Origin of the sequence: Enterobacter soli (genome assembly GCF_964208575.1) — a bacterium.
Classification (GTDB): Bacteria; Pseudomonadota; Gammaproteobacteria; order Enterobacterales; family Enterobacteriaceae; genus Enterobacter; species Enterobacter soli_A.
This window is the reverse complement of sequence record NZ_CAXOFU010000004.1, coordinates 138,226-152,675: the sequence shown is the minus strand read 5'-3', so window position 1 is coordinate 152,675 and position 14,450 is coordinate 138,226. Positions and strand designations below refer to the sequence as shown.

The following is a 14,450-nucleotide window of genomic DNA, read 5'->3' as shown; positions in this document are numbered from 1 at the left end:
CTGGAGGTTGTATGAAGATTCTGCTGACTGGCGGCACCGGCCTGATTGGTCGTCATCTCATTCCACGCTTGCAGGCGCTGCATCACGACATCACCGTGGTGTCGCGCAGCCCGGAGAAGGCGCGTCAGGTGCTCGGTACCGGGATCGACATCTGGAAAGGGCTGGCGGAGCAGCACAATCTTGACGGCTTTGACGCCGTTATCAACCTCGCCGGCGAGCCGATTGCGGACAAGCGCTGGACGCAGGAGCAAAAGCAGCTGCTGTGCAACAGCCGCTGGGGCATTACCGAAAAGCTGGTTGAGCTTATTCGCAACAGCGCCACCCCGCCGTCGGTGTTTATCTCCGGTTCCGCCGCCGGGTATTACGGCGATCTTGGCGAAGTGGTGGTAACCGAAGAGGAGCCGCCGCACAACGAGTTCACGCACAAGCTTTGCGCCCAGTGGGAGCGCATTGCCTGCGCCGCGCAAAGCGATGATACCCGCGTCTGCCTGCTGCGCACCGGCGTGGTGCTGGCGCCAAAGGGCGGCATTCTGGCGAAGATGCTCCCGCCGTTCCGCCTTGGCCTTGGCGGGCCGATTGGCAACGGTCGCCAGTATCTCGCCTGGATCCACATCGACGACATGGTCAACGGCATTATCTGGCTGCTGGATAACGACCTGCGCGGGCCGTTCAATATGGTGTCGCCGTATCCGGTGCGCAACGAACAGTTCGCCCACGCGCTGGGCCACGCGCTGCATCGCCCGGCGGTACTGCGCGTGCCGGCCACGGCGATTCGTCTGCTGATGGGGGAATCGTCGGTGCTGGTGCTGGGCGGCCAGCGCGCATTGCCGAAGCGGCTCGAAGCGGCGGGCTTTGCGTTCCGCTGGTACGATTTAGAAGAAGCACTACAGGATGTGGTAGGCTAAAGCCCGCCCGCTGAATATGGTAAGGTTGTTCGCCACAATCCTTCGCACGGCAGCGTAATCATGGCAACGATTGACACACCCCGGCTTCACCTCACCCCTTTCGAACCCTCTGACTGGGCGTTTTTCCGCACCCTGCGTGAAGACCGCTCCGTCATGCGCTATATGGCCGCCATCGCTCCGGAAAAAGAGACGCGCCGCGTGTTCGCCGCACGGCTGACCGCCGCGCACGTGTTTGTGATCCGCCAGCACGACGATGCCACCCCGCTTGGCGACATAGGCCTGCAAATCAGCGCGGAAAACCGCGAAGAGGCGGACATCGGCTATACGGTGGTGCCCGCCGCCCAGGGAAAAGGGATCGCCAGCGAAGCGCTGCGGGCGGTGTGCGAGTACGCGTTTAACCAGAGGGGCGTGAAGGCGATAAACGCCTACGTGCTGGCGGACAACGGCGGGTCGGTGCGGGTGCTAGAGAAGGCGGGATTTGTGCGCACGCAGGTGCTGGAAAAGGCGTACGAGATTGACGGCGTGCGGTATGACGACTGGGTGTATCGGCTGGAGAGCAGTGCGGGCTGATGCCCTCACCCCGGCCCTCTCCCACAGGGAGAGGGGGAACCCCCATCCCGTAGGCCCGGTAAGCGCAGCGCCACCGGGCGATTGGGCTGTACTGCCGCCTGATGCCCTCCCACAGGAGGAGGGAGAAAGGCAAAAACTACTTCAACGATCCCTTCAGGAACTGCTGCAAACGCGGGCTTTGCGGATTCGCTAACACCTCGTCCGGGTGCCCCTGCTCCTCGATTTTCCCCTGATGCAGGAAAATAACGTGGTTGGAAACGTTACGGGCAAAGCCCATCTCGTGGGTCACCACCACCATCGTTTTCCCCTCTTCGGCGAGCTTCTGCATAATGCGCAGCACTTCGCCGACGAGCTCCGGGTCAAGCGCAGAGGTCGGTTCGTCGAACAGCAGCACTTCCGGCTCCATCGCCAGCGCGCGGGCAATGGAAACACGCTGCTGCTGACCGCCGGACAAATGCACCGGGTATTTCATCTGCTGGCGCTCGTCGATACCCACTTTCGCCAGGTATTTCACCGCGCGCTCGCGGGCTTCCTGCTTGCTTAAGCCCAGCACCTGCACCGGCGCTTCCATCACGTTCTCCAGCACCGTCATGTGGCTCCAGAGGTTGAAGTGCTGGAACACCATCGTCAGGCGCGTGCGCAGCAGGCGCAGCTGGTTTTTATCCGCCACCTTCAGCTGGCCGTCTTTATCGCGCACCAGGTTGATGTTCTGCCCGCTGACCACAATCGAGCCTTCGCTCGGTTTTTCGAGGAAGTTAATGCAGCGCAGGAAGGTACTTTTTCCCGAGCCGGATGAGCCGATAATACTGATCACGTCGCCTGCATTAGCCTGGAGCGACACCCCTTTCAGCACTTCATGTTCGCCGTAGCGTTTGTGCAAATCGATAACGTTTAGTTTGTTCTCAGCCATCATAATTCTCAATGCGTCGAAGGTTTTACATGCTGCAACCAGCGTTTTTCAGCCTTGCGGAACAGGCTGATCAGAACATACGAAATAATCAAATAGAGCACCGCCGCAATGCCAAACGCGGTAAACGGCTGATAGGTCGCGGAGTTAATGTCGCGGGCGATTTTGAGCAGATCCGGCACCGTGGCGGTAAACGCCAGCGCGGTGGAGTGCAGCATCAAAATCACTTCGTTGCTGTAGGCGGGCAGCGCGATGCGCAGCGCCGACGGCAAAATGATGCAGCGGTAAAGCTTCACTGACGAGAAACCGTAGGCGCGCGCGGCCTCTATCTCGCCGTAAGGCACCGAGCGAATGGCGCCCGCGAAAATCTCGGTGGTATAGGCGCAGGTATTCAGCGTGAGCGCCAGCACCGTACAGTTCAGCCCGCTGCGGAAGAAGGCGTTCAGCATCTCGGTGCCTTTCACGATCTCCAGGGTGTACATGCCGGAGTAAAACACCAGCAGCTGCACGTACAGCGGCGTCCCGCGAAACACGTAGGTGAACAGCCAGATAGGGAAGCGGATAAATTTGTTATTCGACACGCGGCCAATGGCGAGAAACACCGCCAGAATGCCGCCCATCACCACGGACGAAATCAACAGCCACAGCGTGATCGCCACGCCGGTAAAGCGATAGCCATCCGTCCACAGCAGCGATTTCCAGTATTCCTGAATAATCTCAATCACAGGTCAGCCCTCTTCACACCCACGGAGTAGCGACGTTCGAGCAGAAGCAGCACACCATTGGAGACGGTCGTAAAGACCAGATAAATAACGCCACACACGACGGCGAAGTAGAACGGCTCCCAGGTACTCTTACCCGCAAGCTGCGTGGCTTTGACCACGTCTTCCAGCCCGAGCAGCGACACCAGCGCGGTGGCTTTGAGAATAACCTGCCAGTTGTTGCCGATACCCGGAAGGGCAAAGCGCATCATCGCCGGGAACATGATTCGGCGGAAGGTCTGTGAGGAGGTAAAGCCGAAGGCGGTCGCCGCTTCGATATGCCCTTTCGGAACCGCCATGTAGGCGCCGCGGAAGGTCTCGGTGAAGTATGCACCGTAGATAAAGCCCAGCGTGATGATACCGGCCACCATCGGATCGATATCAATTTGCTCCATCCCAATCGCGTCCGTCACGCCGTTCAGGGCGATTTGCAGGCCGTAAAAAATCAGCAGCATCAGCACCAGATCGGGAACACCGCGAATAAGCGTGGTATAGCCTTCAAAAATCAGCGCCAGCGGTTTGTTGGCCGACAGCTTCGCACCCGCGCCCGCCAGGCCTATCAGCACGGCCAGCACCACCGAGCTGAGAGCCAGCTCAAGGGTGACCAGCGCGCCTTGTAAAATAACGCCAGAAAATCCGTACAGCATACCGCGTGCCCTGTCGTATCGTGAGTAGTGAAACCGTGTCTTTTCCCCTCCCGCGTCGGGAGGGGCCGCACGTTATTTGACGGGGCGATTAGCCGCCGTAAACGTTGAAATCAAAGTATTTTTTCGCCAGCTTGTCGTAAGTACCGTCAGCACGCATTTCCGCGAACGCCTTGTTCAGCGCTTCACGCAGCTCGTTGTCTTCTTTGCGCAGGCCCATACCGGTGCCGACGCCGAAGAGTTTCTCATCCTTAATGGACGGGCCGCCGAACTTGTAATCTTTACCGACAGGCTGCTTCAGGAAGCCTTCGCTCGCGGCAACTTCGTCCTGGAACGCGGCATCAATACGGCCAGCGGTCAGGTCGGCGTAGATATTTTCCTGGCCCTGGTAAGAGACAATTTCGATGCCCTTAGGCGCCCAGTGTTCGTTGCCGTAGGTTTCCTGCGTGGTGCCCTGCAGCACGCCGACGCGTTTGCCTTTCAGCGACTCGAGGGTTGGCTGGATATCAGACGCTTTCGCCACTACCAGACGGGAATCCGCGGCGTAGAGTTTGTCGGTGAAGGCAATCTCCTGCTGGCGTTTTTCGGTGATGGAGAGGGAAGACATAATCACGTCGATTTTTTTCGCTTTCAGCGACGGGATCAGCGCGTCCAGCGGGTTCTCAACGTAGGTACATTGCGCTTTGATGCGTTTGCACAGCTCGTTGGCCAGATCGATGTCAAAACCAACCAATTCCCCCTTCGCATTCTTCGATTCGAATGGAGCATAGGTTGGATCGGTACCAATACGAATTTTTTGCGGAATGGCAGCAAAAGCCGCGCTCGCGCTGGAAACGGCCAGCACCAGAGAAAGGGACAACATCAGTTTTTTCATATCTATCCTCAACAGACTGGATTCTTACGGGATTTTGACGACGACGGGGTGCCGTTAATGTGCCATTAATCCCCTTATCAAGGCAAAAGATAATGCCTCCACAATGGGATTTTTTGCATCATCAGTGCTTAACTATGCACTGCATGCGCAATAAATGAGCGCAAACGCACCGTTTTGGTGAGCCAACACCCGCAACGCACCATGACGGCTCCCCGTCATGGTGCATTCCCGTCAGCAATGATTAGTCGCCGTAGACGTTGAAGTCGAAGTATTTCTTCGCCAGTTTGTCGTAGGTACCGTCCTTGCGCAGTTCGGCAAAGGCTTTGTCGAACGCCGCTTTCAGCTCGGTATCGTCTTTGCGCAGGCCAATACCGGTGCCGTCACCGAAGTATTTTTTGTCTTTCACAGACGGGCCGGCAAAGGCGTAGTCTTTACCCGCAGGCTGCTTCAGGAAGCCTTCGCTCGCGGCGACTTCATCCTGGAACGCCGCGTCCAGACGCCCGGCCGCCAGGTCAGAGTAAATCAGATCCTGGTTCTGGTAGGCCACCACGTCCACGCCCTTCTCGCGCCAGTTCGCATTGGCGAAACCTTCCTGAGTCGAGCCCTGAAGTACGCCCACGTGCTTGCCTTTCAGCGAGTCGATGGTGGGCTGAATCGGGGAGCCTTTCGCCGCAATCAGACGCGAGTCAGCCGCGTAGAGCTTGTCAGAGAAGGCAATCTCCTGCTGGCGTTTTTCGGTGATGGAGAGAGAGGAGATAATTGCGTCGATTTTCTTGGCTTTCAGTGACGGGATCAGCGCGTCGAAGTCGCTGCCCACCCATGTGCATTTCACGGCAATGCGCTTGCACATCTCATTTCCCAGATCGATATCAAACCCAACGAAATCGCCTTTCGCATCCTTGGAAGAGAATGGCGCGTAGGTTGCGTCTGTACCGATACGTACCGTCTGTGGAAGCGCCGCGTAGCTACCTGCTGCTGCACTTAACCCCACGAGCAAAGACAGAGCCAGAACCGTCTTCTTCATACATTTACCCTCAAGAACCGTGATTTTATTATGTATTGTGTTGTGTGTTGTGTTGCAGGCTTCTCTTGCAGGTCTTATGCCACATTGCCGTCTGGTCAAAAATTCGACGTTAAATATGTTAATAAAACGTTGCGATATTGCCTTAATGGTGAAAGATAGCAGGTCTGCCGAACGAACCGGAGAGAGAAAAAGGGAAAAAGCGAATTAAATGTCGAGGATATGATCGCGCTTGCAGAATTGCCCTGAAACAGGGCAACTTGACTTCTCATGCACTCAGTTTGTGCACAGACTCAGGCGCCCTGCCAGCGGGTAAAGAGGTCTTCGGGCAGGTCGATATCGAACTGATCCAGCACGCGGTTAACGGTTTGATTTATCACATCATCCAGCGTCTGCGGGCGATGATAAAACGCCGGAACCGGCGGCATGATCACCGCGCCCAGCTCGGCCGCCTGGGTCATTAAACGCAGATGCCCCAGATGCAGCGGGGTTTCGCGCACGCACAGCACCAGCGGGCGCCGCTCTTTTAACACCACGTCCGCCGCGCGGGTCACCAGCGTGTCGGTGTAGCTGTTAACGATGCCGGACAGGGTTTTGATTGAGCACGGCAGTATGACCATCCCGGCGGTTTTGAACGAGCCGGAAGAGATGCTGGCGGCGATATCGCGCGCATCGTGAACCACGTCGGCCAGAGACTGCACGTCGCGCAGGGAGAGGTCGGTTTCAAGCGAGAGGGTCTGGCGCGCCGCCTGGCTCATCACCAGATGGGTTTCCACGTTCGCCACGTCGCGCAGCACCTGCAGCAGGCGCACGCCGTAAATCGCGCCGCTGGCACCGCTAATCCCTACTATGAGTCGTTTCATGATGTTCGCCCTTGCTGTTTTCAGGGCTGACTGTGCCGGAATTTACGGAGGGTTGCAAGTGAGGGCCGAAGCCCCCACCGGCGAAGGCGTTAACCTTCGTTGTGCATCTCTAAGCTTTCGAGATCGTTTTGCAGCTGAACGGCTTTCGCATCGTCGTTACGCAGCGAGTCGAGGTAGTCGAGATACTGCTGATCCACGTCTTTGGTCACGTAAACGCCGTTGAAGACCGAGCATTCGAACTGCTGAATGTCCGGGTTCTCGGCGCGCACCGCGTCGATCAGATCGTTCAGATCCTGGAAAATCAGGCCGTCGGCACCGATGATCTGGCGGATTTCATCCACTTCGCGGCCGTGTGCAATCAGCTCGTTCGCGGTTGGCATATCAATGCCGTACACGTTCGGGAAGCGGATTTCCGGCGCCGCAGAGGCCAGGTAAACCTTCTTCGCACCGGCTTCGCGCGCCATCTCGATGATCTGTTCAGAGGTGGTGCCGCGCACGATGGAGTCATCCACCAGCAGCACGTTCTTGTCGCGGAACTCGGCGCGGTTGGCGTTCAGCTTGCGGCGCACGGACTTACGGCGCAGCTGCTGGCCCGGCATGATAAAGGTACGGCCAACGTAGCGGTTCTTCACGAAGCCCTGACGGTACGGTTTATCCAGAATGCGGGCGATTTCCAGCGCGATGTCGCAGGAGGTTTCCGGAATAGGAATGACCACGTCGATATCCAGATCGTCCCACTCGCGGGCAATCTTCTCACCGAGCTTCGTCCCCATGTTCACGCGGGCGCTATACACGGAAATTTTGTCGATGAAGGAGTCCGGACGGGCGAAGTAAACGTATTCGAACAGGCACGGGTTGGTGACCGGGTTATCCGCGCACTGGCGGGTAAACAGCTGGCCCTTCTCGGTGATGTACACCGCTTCGCCCGGCGCGACGTCGCGCAGGAACTCAAAGCCCAGGGTATCCAGCGCCACGCTTTCGGAGGCAACCATGTATTCGGTACGGCCATCGCCGAGGTCGCGCTTGCCGAGCACCAGCGGACGAATGCCGTTTGGATCGCGGAAGGCAACCATGCCGTGACCGATGATCATCGCCACACAGGCATACGCGCCGCGGATCTGGCGGTTGGTGGCGGCAACGGCAGCAAAAATGTTGTCTGCTTCCAGCGGATAGTGGCGGAAGTTATCCAGCTCGCTCGCGAAGATGTTGAGCAGGATTTCAGAATCAGAAGTGGTGTTAATGTGGCGACGTTTCTCTTCGAACAGCTTTTTACGCAGCTCATGGGCGTTGGTCAGGTTGCCGTTGTGAGCCAGCGTGATGCCATACGGTGAGTTGACGTAGAAAGGCTGAGCCTCGGAGGCGCTGGAGCTGCCAGCAGTAGGATAACGAACGTGACCAATCCCCATATTACCTTGCAGACGCTGCATATGGCGGGCTTCAAACACATCGTTTACCAGGCCGTTAGCCTTACGTAAACGGAAGCAGTTGTTTGCATCAATGGTGATGATACCCGCAGCATCCTGACCACGGTGTTGAAGCACCGTTAACGCGTCATAAATAGATTGGTTAACCGGCATGAAACCGGCGATACCGACAATACCGCACATTCGTCTTTTCCTCGTTAAGCCCTGGGCAAGAAACTCGACGAGCTTTGCAGATAGTCAAAGAACCATCTGATGATGAAGCTGAACTCTGGTATCAGCTGCGATTTCTGCCAGTCTTCGCTTTTTGAGAACCCGGTAAAGGTGTCAAGGAAGAACAGTATCGCGGCGACAATCAACACGCCTCTCAGCGCGCCGAAACAGATGCCGAGCACCCTGTCCGTTCCTGACAGACCGGTTTTCTCGACCAGCTGGCCTATCACGTAATTCACGATAGCGCCGACAATCAGCGTCGCGATAAACAGCACCGCGATAGCGATTCCATTTCGGACCAGTTCATCTTCAAAGCCCGTGAACCAGACAGACAGGTAAGTGTAGTAATGACTGGCAACAAAGAAAGCACAACCCCATGTCACCAGCGATAACGCTTCACGAACAAAGCCACGGATCAGGCTAACCAGACAGGAAAAACCAATCACCGCAATGATGGCGTAATCAATCCAGACCATATGTGTCCCACGATTAAACGCCCTGTCATCCAGTTCGGGGCGAATTCTAACAGAAAAAGAAAACGTTTGCGTAGGGATTTCCTTCCCGCGCGTAAATAAAAAAGGCGCTGAAAAAATGTTCAACGCCGTTGCTTTCCGCCCTCTCTCTTTCAGGGAAAGGGTCGGTGTGTAGACCTACTTAGTTCGCACTGTAGTTCATCACCACACCGCTCAGACCGGAGATCTGCTTCAGCTCGCCGAGGGAGCCTTTGAGCTTATCTTTAGACGCTTCCGGCCCCACCAGGATGCGGGTAATTTTACCCTGCACCGGCGTGGAAGGTGAAGTGTAAACACGATATCCCGCACCGCGCAGCTTGCTCACGACCTCGTTGACCTTATCGGCATTTTTAAGCGCGCCGAGCTGAACAACGTAGGCTTTACCCGCGGGCGCGGCATCTGGCTGATTCGCTTTCGCCGGAGGCGGCGTTTCTGATGCTGCCGCGAGCTGGTCAGCGGTTTTATCGCGCTGCGGCTTCGGCTGCGGCTTCTCAACGGCTTTTGGTTTTTCGACAGGCTTAGGCTGCTCTACCGGAACCGGCACAGGATCGATATCGCTGTTGCTGGTAACCGCCAGGCGAGAAGGATCGAGGGAAGGCGCTGCGGCGTCCCCTGCGCGCACCTCTTCAGCCGCCCCTTCCGGAGGCTGAGCAGGCAGCGCCTGTGTCGCCGCCGGCGACATGTCGGGCTCATCGCGGTCGCCCGGTTTTGGCACCAGCGGAATAGCCGCGAATTCGTCCTGGTAATGCTTTTTCTGCCCGTCGAGCAGGCCGGGGAGAATGATCACCCCGAGCGCAACAAGCACAATGGTTCCTGTTAAACGGTTCTGAAACTTACTCGCCACCGGTTCTCCCCGCGTCCATCACTTCCATGACATGTGCAACGGTGTGGAACGAGCCACACACCAGCACGGTATCTTCTGGTTTAGCATCCGCCATCGCAGCGTGCCAGGCCTGCGCCACGCTTTTATAGCTTTCGCCCGTGCCGAGATGTTCCATCAACTGTTCAGCAGAGGCGCCGCGCGGCCCTTCCAGAGGAGCACAATACCAGCAATCGACCACAGTCTCCATGCAGGCCAGCGTTCCGCCGATATCTTTATCGTGCAGCATACCGATAACCGCCAGCACGCGCCCGGTTTTTGGCAAGGATTTAAGACGCCCGGCAAGATAGGCCGCCGCGTGCGGGTTATGCGCCACGTCGAGGATCACGCGCGGTGACTCGCTGACAATCTGAAAACGCCCGGGCAAAATCGCATGCTGAATGCCGTCGCGGATGGCCTGCTCGCTCACATTCAACCCGCTGGCACGCAGCGCCGCCAGCGCGGTGGCGGCGTTGGGCTGCGGCACCTGCGGCAGAGGCAGGTTATCCAGCGCGCCCGCGGCGTCGCTAAAGCGCCAGCCGTCTGCGTTGACCTCATACTGCCAGTCTACGCCGCGGCGCAGCAGCGTCGCGCCCTTCTCGCTGGCGACATCGGCAATGGTGTGCGGCATATCCGGCTCGCCCACCACGGCAGGACGACCGGCGCGGAAAATACCGGCCTTTTCACGGCCAATGCTTTCGCGATCCGGCCCCAGCCAGTCGGTATGATCCAGCGCGATGCTGGTCACAACCGCCACGTCGGCGTCCACCAAGTTGGTGGCATCCAGACGCCCGCCCAGACCGACTTCAAGGATCACCACGTCGAGCTGCGCCTGCTTAAACAGCCACAGCGCGGACAGCGTGCCGTATTCAAAATAGGTTAAGGAGATCTCACCGCGCGCCGCTTCAATCTCAGCAAACGACGCCGCGTGCGCCGATTCCGGCAGCTCGGTGTTCTGAATGCGCACGCGCTCGGTATAACGCACCAGATGCGGTGAGCTGTACACGCCAACCTTGTAGCCGGCGGCCATCAGCACGGACTCCAGCGTGCGGCAGGTGGTGCCTTTACCGTTTGTTCCCGCGACGGTAAACACGAAAGGCGCTGGCTTTAACACGTCCAGACGCGCGGCGACCTGGCCTACGCGCTCAAGCCCCATGTCGATGGTTTTACTGTGCAGGTTTTCCAGATAAGAAAGCCACGCGACCAGGGGCGACGTGGCTTGGGGAATGCTTTTATTTTCCATGATGCCCGGCTGTCATTAACGGTGAGAAAGAAAAAGGGCAGCGCCAGTTGGCCCTGCCCTTTTCAGTTATCAGGCCTCGGGTTCCTGATCCGGTACGACCACGCCTTCGCGCGGCTCATCCGGGTTAGGCGCCGGCAGATTCATCAGCTTCGCCAGGATGCTGGCCAGTTTCAGGCGCATTTCCGGGCGGCGAACGATCATGTCGATGGCGCCTTTTTCGATGAGAAACTCACTGCGCTGGAAGCCCGGCGGCAGCTTTTCACGAACGGTTTGTTCGATAACGCGAGGGCCGGCAAAACCGATCAGCGCTTTTGGCTCTGCGATGTTCAGGTCGCCCAGCATCGCGAAGCTTGCAGAGACACCACCCATGGTTGGGTCGGTCAGTACGGAGATGTACGGCAGACCGCGCTCCTGCATTTTCGCCAGCGCCGCAGAGGTTTTCGCCATCTGCATCAGTGACATAAGCGCTTCCTGCATACGTGCGCCACCGGAGGCGGAGAAGCAGATCAGCGGACAGTTGTCTTCCAGCGCCTGCTCAACGGCACGCACGAAGCGCGCGCCCACAACGGAGCCCATTGAGCCGCCCATAAAGGAGAACTCAAACGCCGCAGCCACAACCGGCATTTCATGCAGGGTGCCTTTCATGACGATCAGCGCGTCTTTCTCGCCGGTCTCTTTTTGCGCAGAGGCCAGACGATCTTTGTATTTTTTGGAGTCGCGGAACTTCAGCACGTCTTTTGGCTCAAGCTCGCTGCCCAGTTCTACCAGAGAACCTTCGTCCAGCAGGCTATGCAGGCGGTTGCGCGCCGACATACGCATGTGGTGGTCACACTTAGGACACACCTCGAGGTTGCGTTCCAGCTCTGCGCGATACAGAACCTGGCCGCAGCTATCACACTTCGTCCATACCCCTTCAGGAATGCTCGCTTTGCGCGTTGGGGTAATGTTGCTTTTAATTCGTTCAATCCAGCTCATTGATAACCTTTCTGCCTGAACCTGGTCGTATGCCAGTTTTGCTATAAGAGGCGAATAATGCCATTTTTGCCTCCAACAGACCATGAATGTTGCACATTAAAACATAACAGCCCGAAACTTTGGATAAAAAAGTGGTCGAACCGCGAATGCGCTTTTACTTCACCTGCTTAGCCGCCGCGCGTCGGTGACGAATCACTTCGATAACGCCGGGCAGGATGGAGAGCACAATAATGGCTACAATCAGTAACTTAAGATTTTCCTGAACCACAGGAAGATCGCCAAACAGGTAGCCCGCGTAGGTGAACAGCAGAACCCACAGCAGCGCGCCCGCAACGTTATACAGGGCAAAATGACGATAGGACATATGTCCCATTCCCGCCACAAACGGCGCAAATGTACGCACAATAGGCACAAAACGCGCAAGGATAATGGTTTTGCCGCCGTGACGTTCGTAGAACGCGTGGGTTTTGTCTAAATAGCTGCGGCGGAAAATTTTGGAATTCGGGTTACTAAATAACCGTTCCCCAAACACGCGCCCTATGGTGTAGTTGACCGCGTCCCCCACGATGGCGGCGACGATCATCAGCATGACCATCAGATGCACGTTCAGATCGTTAGTGGGCAGTGCGGATAACGCCCCGGCAACGAACAGCAGCGAATCGCCCGGCAGGAACGGCGTGACCACCAGCCCGGTTTCACAGAACAGGATCAGGAACAGAATGGCATAGACCCAGACGCCGTACTGCGCGACCAGCTCTGCCAGGTGAACATCGATATGCAGGATGAAATCAATAAGAAAACGTATTAAATCCATGTTGTCTAAGCCTTAATTGCACCTTTGTTTAGTCCGCTAAAAACAGCGGGCCCATTGGCGGTTTAGGCAGATCGAAGCGTTCCGGATAATCAACCGCTACCAGATACAGCCCTTCTGCTTTCGCCGTTGCTGCCGCAAGCGTTCTGTCCTTCGCCGCCAGCAGTTCTGCAATCCAGCTCTCCGGCTGGTGTCCGGCGCCTACTTCCATCAGGCTGCCCACAATATTCCTAACCATATGATGTACAAAGGCATTGGCTTTGATATCCACCACCACATACGCGCCATGACGGCTGACGTGAATGTGCATGACGTTACGCCACGGCGTGCGGGACTGACACTGCACCGCACGAAACGACGTAAAGTCATTTTCACCAATCAGGGACTGCGCTGCCCGGTGCATACGCTCTGCATCCAGCGGTTCATAAAAATGCGTCACGCCCTGACCTAGCACTGCCGGACGCAGACGCTGGTTATAGATAACGTAGCGGTAGCGGCGCGCGGTGGCACTGAAGCGCGCGTGAAAATCATCCGGCACAGCTTTTACCCAACGCACCGCAATGTCACCAGGCAAATTCGCATTTACGCCCAGCGTCCAGGCGGCGTCTTTACGCACCGCCGTGGTTTCGAAATGCACCACCTGCCCGGTGCCGTGAACGCCGGCATCGGTACGGCCGGCGCACAGGACGTTAATCGGCTCGTTCGCCACCTGAGAGAGCGCTTTCTCCAGCTTTTCCTGGACGCTGCGCACCTCATTCTGACGCTGCCAGCCATAATATTTACTGCCGTCGTACTCAATACCGAGGGCAATTTTATGAACCGGCTTTTGTTCCACTTCCGACATCAGTACAGGTACTCCTGCACCAGTTTTTCGGCAATTTTCACCGCCATCAGCGCGCCGCCGAAGCGAACGTTATCGGCCACCGACCAGAACTGAACCTGCTCCGGCATCCCGTAGTCGTTACGCACGCAGCCAACGGACAGGTGCGCGCTGCCGGTGGCGTCGCCCACCTGGGTCGGGAACTCGCTCTCTTCGGACAGCACGATATCTTCGCCGCGGCCAAACGCATCGCGCGCCTCTTCTGCCGCCAGCGGACGCAGCGCCTCAAAGCTCACCATCTGCGCGTGGCCGTAGAAAACAGGCGACTGCACAACGTTGGCGGAGATCATCAGGCCGTCGTCCTGCAGAATTTTGCGCGCTTCATCAACGATGCGGCGCTCTTCGCGCACTGAGCCTTCGCGATCGGGCAGCAGCGGCAACATATTAAACGCCAGCTGACGACCAAAGTAGTCATCTTCGTCGATGGGGATACCATTCAGAAGTTTCGCACTTTGCCCGGCGAGCGCGTCGACGGCTTTTTTGCCGTGTGCGGAAGCAGAAAGCAGGCTGGTCACGGCAATGCGCGACAGGCCGCCGTCGTCAATCAGCGGTTTCAGCGCGGTCAGCAGCTGGCTGGTGAGGGCATTCGGCACGGCGATAATGTTACGGTTGCGGTAGTCCGCCAGCACGAACGGGTTCACGTCTGGCACTACCAGCGGCACGTCCGGCTCCAGCGCAAACAGGCCGCTGAGATCGATCACCAGACAGCCTGCGTTGGTGGCTTCTTCCGCATAGGCCGCAGAGGCTTCAACGCCTGCGGCGAAGAACGCCAGCTGCGCCTGCGTCCAGTCGAAATCGGCCGCGTCTTTCACCATGACGGATTTACCGGCAAAACGCAGATGTTCACCCGCGCTGTCGGTGCGCGCCAGGGCGTAAATTTCTCCCACCGGGAACTGGCGCTCGGCAAGGGTTTCGAGCAGGGCTTCGCCCACGGCGCCGGTGGCACCTAAAATGGCAATGTTCCAGCCTTCAGACATGGTGGTTTACTCCA

The 14,450-nt window shown here is 57.6% G+C and carries 16 protein-coding genes; 2 read left to right on the top strand and 14 right to left on the bottom strand.

All coding sequences use genetic code 11. The features are described from left to right. Positions 1 to 11 precede the first annotated feature (11 nt). Together AB6V08_RS05585 and AB6V08_RS05580 are read left to right on the top strand one after the other, a co-directional pair. The gene (locus AB6V08_RS05585) at positions 12 to 905 is read left to right on the top strand and encodes a TIGR01777 family oxidoreductase (protein ID WP_368541751.1); all 894 of its coding nucleotides are present in this window, start codon (positions 12 to 14) and stop codon (positions 903 to 905) included. Positions 906 to 965: 60 nt separating this feature from the next. Beyond that, the gene (locus tag AB6V08_RS05580) at positions 966 to 1,475 is read left to right on the top strand and encodes a GNAT family N-acetyltransferase (RefSeq protein ID WP_368541750.1); all 510 of its coding nucleotides are present in this window, start codon (positions 966 to 968) and stop codon (positions 1,473 to 1,475) included. A gap of 136 nt (positions 1,476 to 1,611) precedes the next feature. On the opposite strand, the gene hisP is transcribed toward AB6V08_RS05580, so the two are convergent. From hisP to AB6V08_RS05510, 14 genes are all read right to left on the bottom strand, one after another. After that, positions 1,612 to 2,385 (bottom strand): histidine ABC transporter ATP-binding protein HisP, encoded by a 774-nt coding sequence (gene hisP, locus AB6V08_RS05575; protein ID WP_028016220.1) that lies wholly within the window; start codon positions 2,383 to 2,385, stop codon positions 1,612 to 1,614. 8 nt (positions 2,386 to 2,393) lie between these two features. After that, positions 2,394 to 3,107, bottom strand: a complete 714-nt coding sequence (gene hisM / locus AB6V08_RS05570) for a histidine ABC transporter permease HisM (RefSeq protein ID WP_368541749.1) — start codon at positions 3,105 to 3,107, stop codon at positions 2,394 to 2,396. Further along, positions 3,104 to 3,790: a histidine ABC transporter permease HisQ gene (locus AB6V08_RS05565; protein ID WP_368541748.1), complete on the bottom strand. Its 687-nt coding sequence runs from the start codon at positions 3,788 to 3,790 to the stop codon at positions 3,104 to 3,106. The genes hisM and AB6V08_RS05565 overlap by 4 nt, the downstream gene beginning before the upstream one ends. 88 nt (positions 3,791 to 3,878) lie before the next feature. After that, positions 3,879 to 4,661 (bottom strand): histidine ABC transporter substrate-binding protein HisJ, encoded by a 783-nt coding sequence (gene hisJ / locus AB6V08_RS05560; RefSeq protein WP_368541747.1) that lies wholly within the window; start codon positions 4,659 to 4,661, stop codon positions 3,879 to 3,881. Between the two features lie 241 nt (positions 4,662 to 4,902). Then, a complete protein-coding gene (argT, locus tag AB6V08_RS05555; protein ID WP_014071135.1) occupies positions 4,903 to 5,685 on the bottom strand; it encodes a lysine/arginine/ornithine ABC transporter substrate-binding protein ArgT in 783 nt (260 codons plus the stop codon). A gap of 290 nt (positions 5,686 to 5,975) precedes the next feature. Next, on the bottom strand, positions 5,976 to 6,545 hold the full coding sequence (locus tag AB6V08_RS05550) for a UbiX family flavin prenyltransferase (protein WP_368541746.1): 570 nt from the start codon (positions 6,543 to 6,545) through the stop codon (positions 5,976 to 5,978). A gap of 89 nt (positions 6,546 to 6,634) precedes the next feature. Beyond that, positions 6,635 to 8,152 carry an amidophosphoribosyltransferase gene (gene purF / locus AB6V08_RS05545; protein WP_368541745.1) on the bottom strand — a complete coding sequence of 506 codons (1,518 nt, stop codon included), beginning with the start codon at positions 8,150 to 8,152 and terminating at the stop codon, positions 6,635 to 6,637. Positions 8,153 to 8,166: 14 nt separating this feature from the next. Further along, positions 8,167 to 8,655 (bottom strand): colicin V production protein, encoded by a 489-nt coding sequence (gene cvpA / locus AB6V08_RS05540; RefSeq protein WP_000262116.1) that lies wholly within the window; start codon positions 8,653 to 8,655, stop codon positions 8,167 to 8,169. Positions 8,656 to 8,833: 178 nt separating this feature from the next. Then, complete coding sequence (gene dedD, locus AB6V08_RS05535) at positions 8,834 to 9,535, bottom strand: cell division protein DedD (RefSeq protein ID WP_368541744.1); 702 nt, start codon at positions 9,533 to 9,535, stop codon at positions 8,834 to 8,836. Further along, the gene (gene folC / locus AB6V08_RS05530) at positions 9,525 to 10,793 is read right to left on the bottom strand and encodes a bifunctional tetrahydrofolate synthase/dihydrofolate synthase (protein ID WP_368541743.1); all 1,269 of its coding nucleotides are present in this window, start codon (positions 10,791 to 10,793) and stop codon (positions 9,525 to 9,527) included. Before folC ends, dedD begins: the two co-directional genes overlap by 11 nt. 69 nt (positions 10,794 to 10,862) lie before the next feature. Beyond that, a complete protein-coding gene (gene accD / locus AB6V08_RS05525) occupies positions 10,863 to 11,768 on the bottom strand; it encodes an acetyl-CoA carboxylase, carboxyltransferase subunit beta (protein WP_003861408.1) in 906 nt (301 codons plus the stop codon). A gap of 154 nt (positions 11,769 to 11,922) precedes the next feature. Next, positions 11,923 to 12,582: a DedA family protein gene (locus tag AB6V08_RS05520; RefSeq protein WP_368541742.1), complete on the bottom strand. Its 660-nt coding sequence runs from the start codon at positions 12,580 to 12,582 to the stop codon at positions 11,923 to 11,925. A 28-nt stretch (positions 12,583 to 12,610) separates the two neighbouring features. Beyond that, on the bottom strand, positions 12,611 to 13,423 hold the full coding sequence (truA, locus tag AB6V08_RS05515) for a tRNA pseudouridine(38-40) synthase TruA (RefSeq protein ID WP_368541741.1): 813 nt from the start codon (positions 13,421 to 13,423) through the stop codon (positions 12,611 to 12,613). Then, positions 13,423 to 14,436, bottom strand: coding sequence for an aspartate-semialdehyde dehydrogenase (locus tag AB6V08_RS05510; RefSeq protein WP_368541739.1), 1,014 nt, complete (start codon positions 14,434 to 14,436; stop codon positions 13,423 to 13,425). The genes truA and AB6V08_RS05510 overlap by 1 nt, the downstream gene beginning before the upstream one ends. Between the last annotated feature and the right edge of the window lie 14 nt (positions 14,437 to 14,450).

Coding starts and splice junctions, on each gene's coding strand:
- AB6V08_RS05585 (WP_368541751.1), top strand. CDS start 12: ATGAAGATTCTGCTGACTGGCGGCACCGGCCTGATTGGTCGTCATCTC.
- AB6V08_RS05580 (WP_368541750.1), top strand. CDS start 966: ATGGCAACGATTGACACACCCCGGCTTCACCTCACCCCTTTCGAACCC.
- hisP (WP_028016220.1), bottom strand. CDS start 2,385: ATGGCTGAGAACAAACTAAACGTTATCGATTTGCACAAACGCTACGGC.
- AB6V08_RS05565 (WP_368541748.1), bottom strand. CDS start 3,790: ATGCTGTACGGATTTTCTGGCGTTATTTTACAAGGCGCGCTGGTCACC.
- hisJ (WP_368541747.1), bottom strand. CDS start 4,661: ATGAAAAAACTGATGTTGTCCCTTTCTCTGGTGCTGGCCGTTTCCAGC.
- argT (WP_014071135.1), bottom strand. CDS start 5,685: ATGAAGAAGACGGTTCTGGCTCTGTCTTTGCTCGTGGGGTTAAGTGCA.
- AB6V08_RS05550 (WP_368541746.1), bottom strand. CDS start 6,545: ATGAAACGACTCATAGTAGGGATTAGCGGTGCCAGCGGCGCGATTTAC.
- purF (WP_368541745.1), bottom strand. CDS start 8,152: ATGTGCGGTATTGTCGGTATCGCCGGTTTCATGCCGGTTAACCAATCT.
- cvpA (WP_000262116.1), bottom strand. CDS start 8,655: ATGGTCTGGATTGATTACGCCATCATTGCGGTGATTGGTTTTTCCTGT.
- folC (WP_368541743.1), bottom strand. CDS start 10,793: ATGGAAAATAAAAGCATTCCCCAAGCCACGTCGCCCCTGGTCGCGTGG.
- accD (WP_003861408.1), bottom strand. CDS start 11,768: ATGAGCTGGATTGAACGAATTAAAAGCAACATTACCCCAACGCGCAAA.
- AB6V08_RS05520 (WP_368541742.1), bottom strand. CDS start 12,582: ATGGATTTAATACGTTTTCTTATTGATTTCATCCTGCATATCGATGTT.
- truA (WP_368541741.1), bottom strand. CDS start 13,423: ATGTCGGAAGTGGAACAAAAGCCGGTTCATAAAATTGCCCTCGGTATT.
- AB6V08_RS05510 (WP_368541739.1), bottom strand. CDS start 14,436: ATGTCTGAAGGCTGGAACATTGCCATTTTAGGTGCCACCGGCGCCGTG.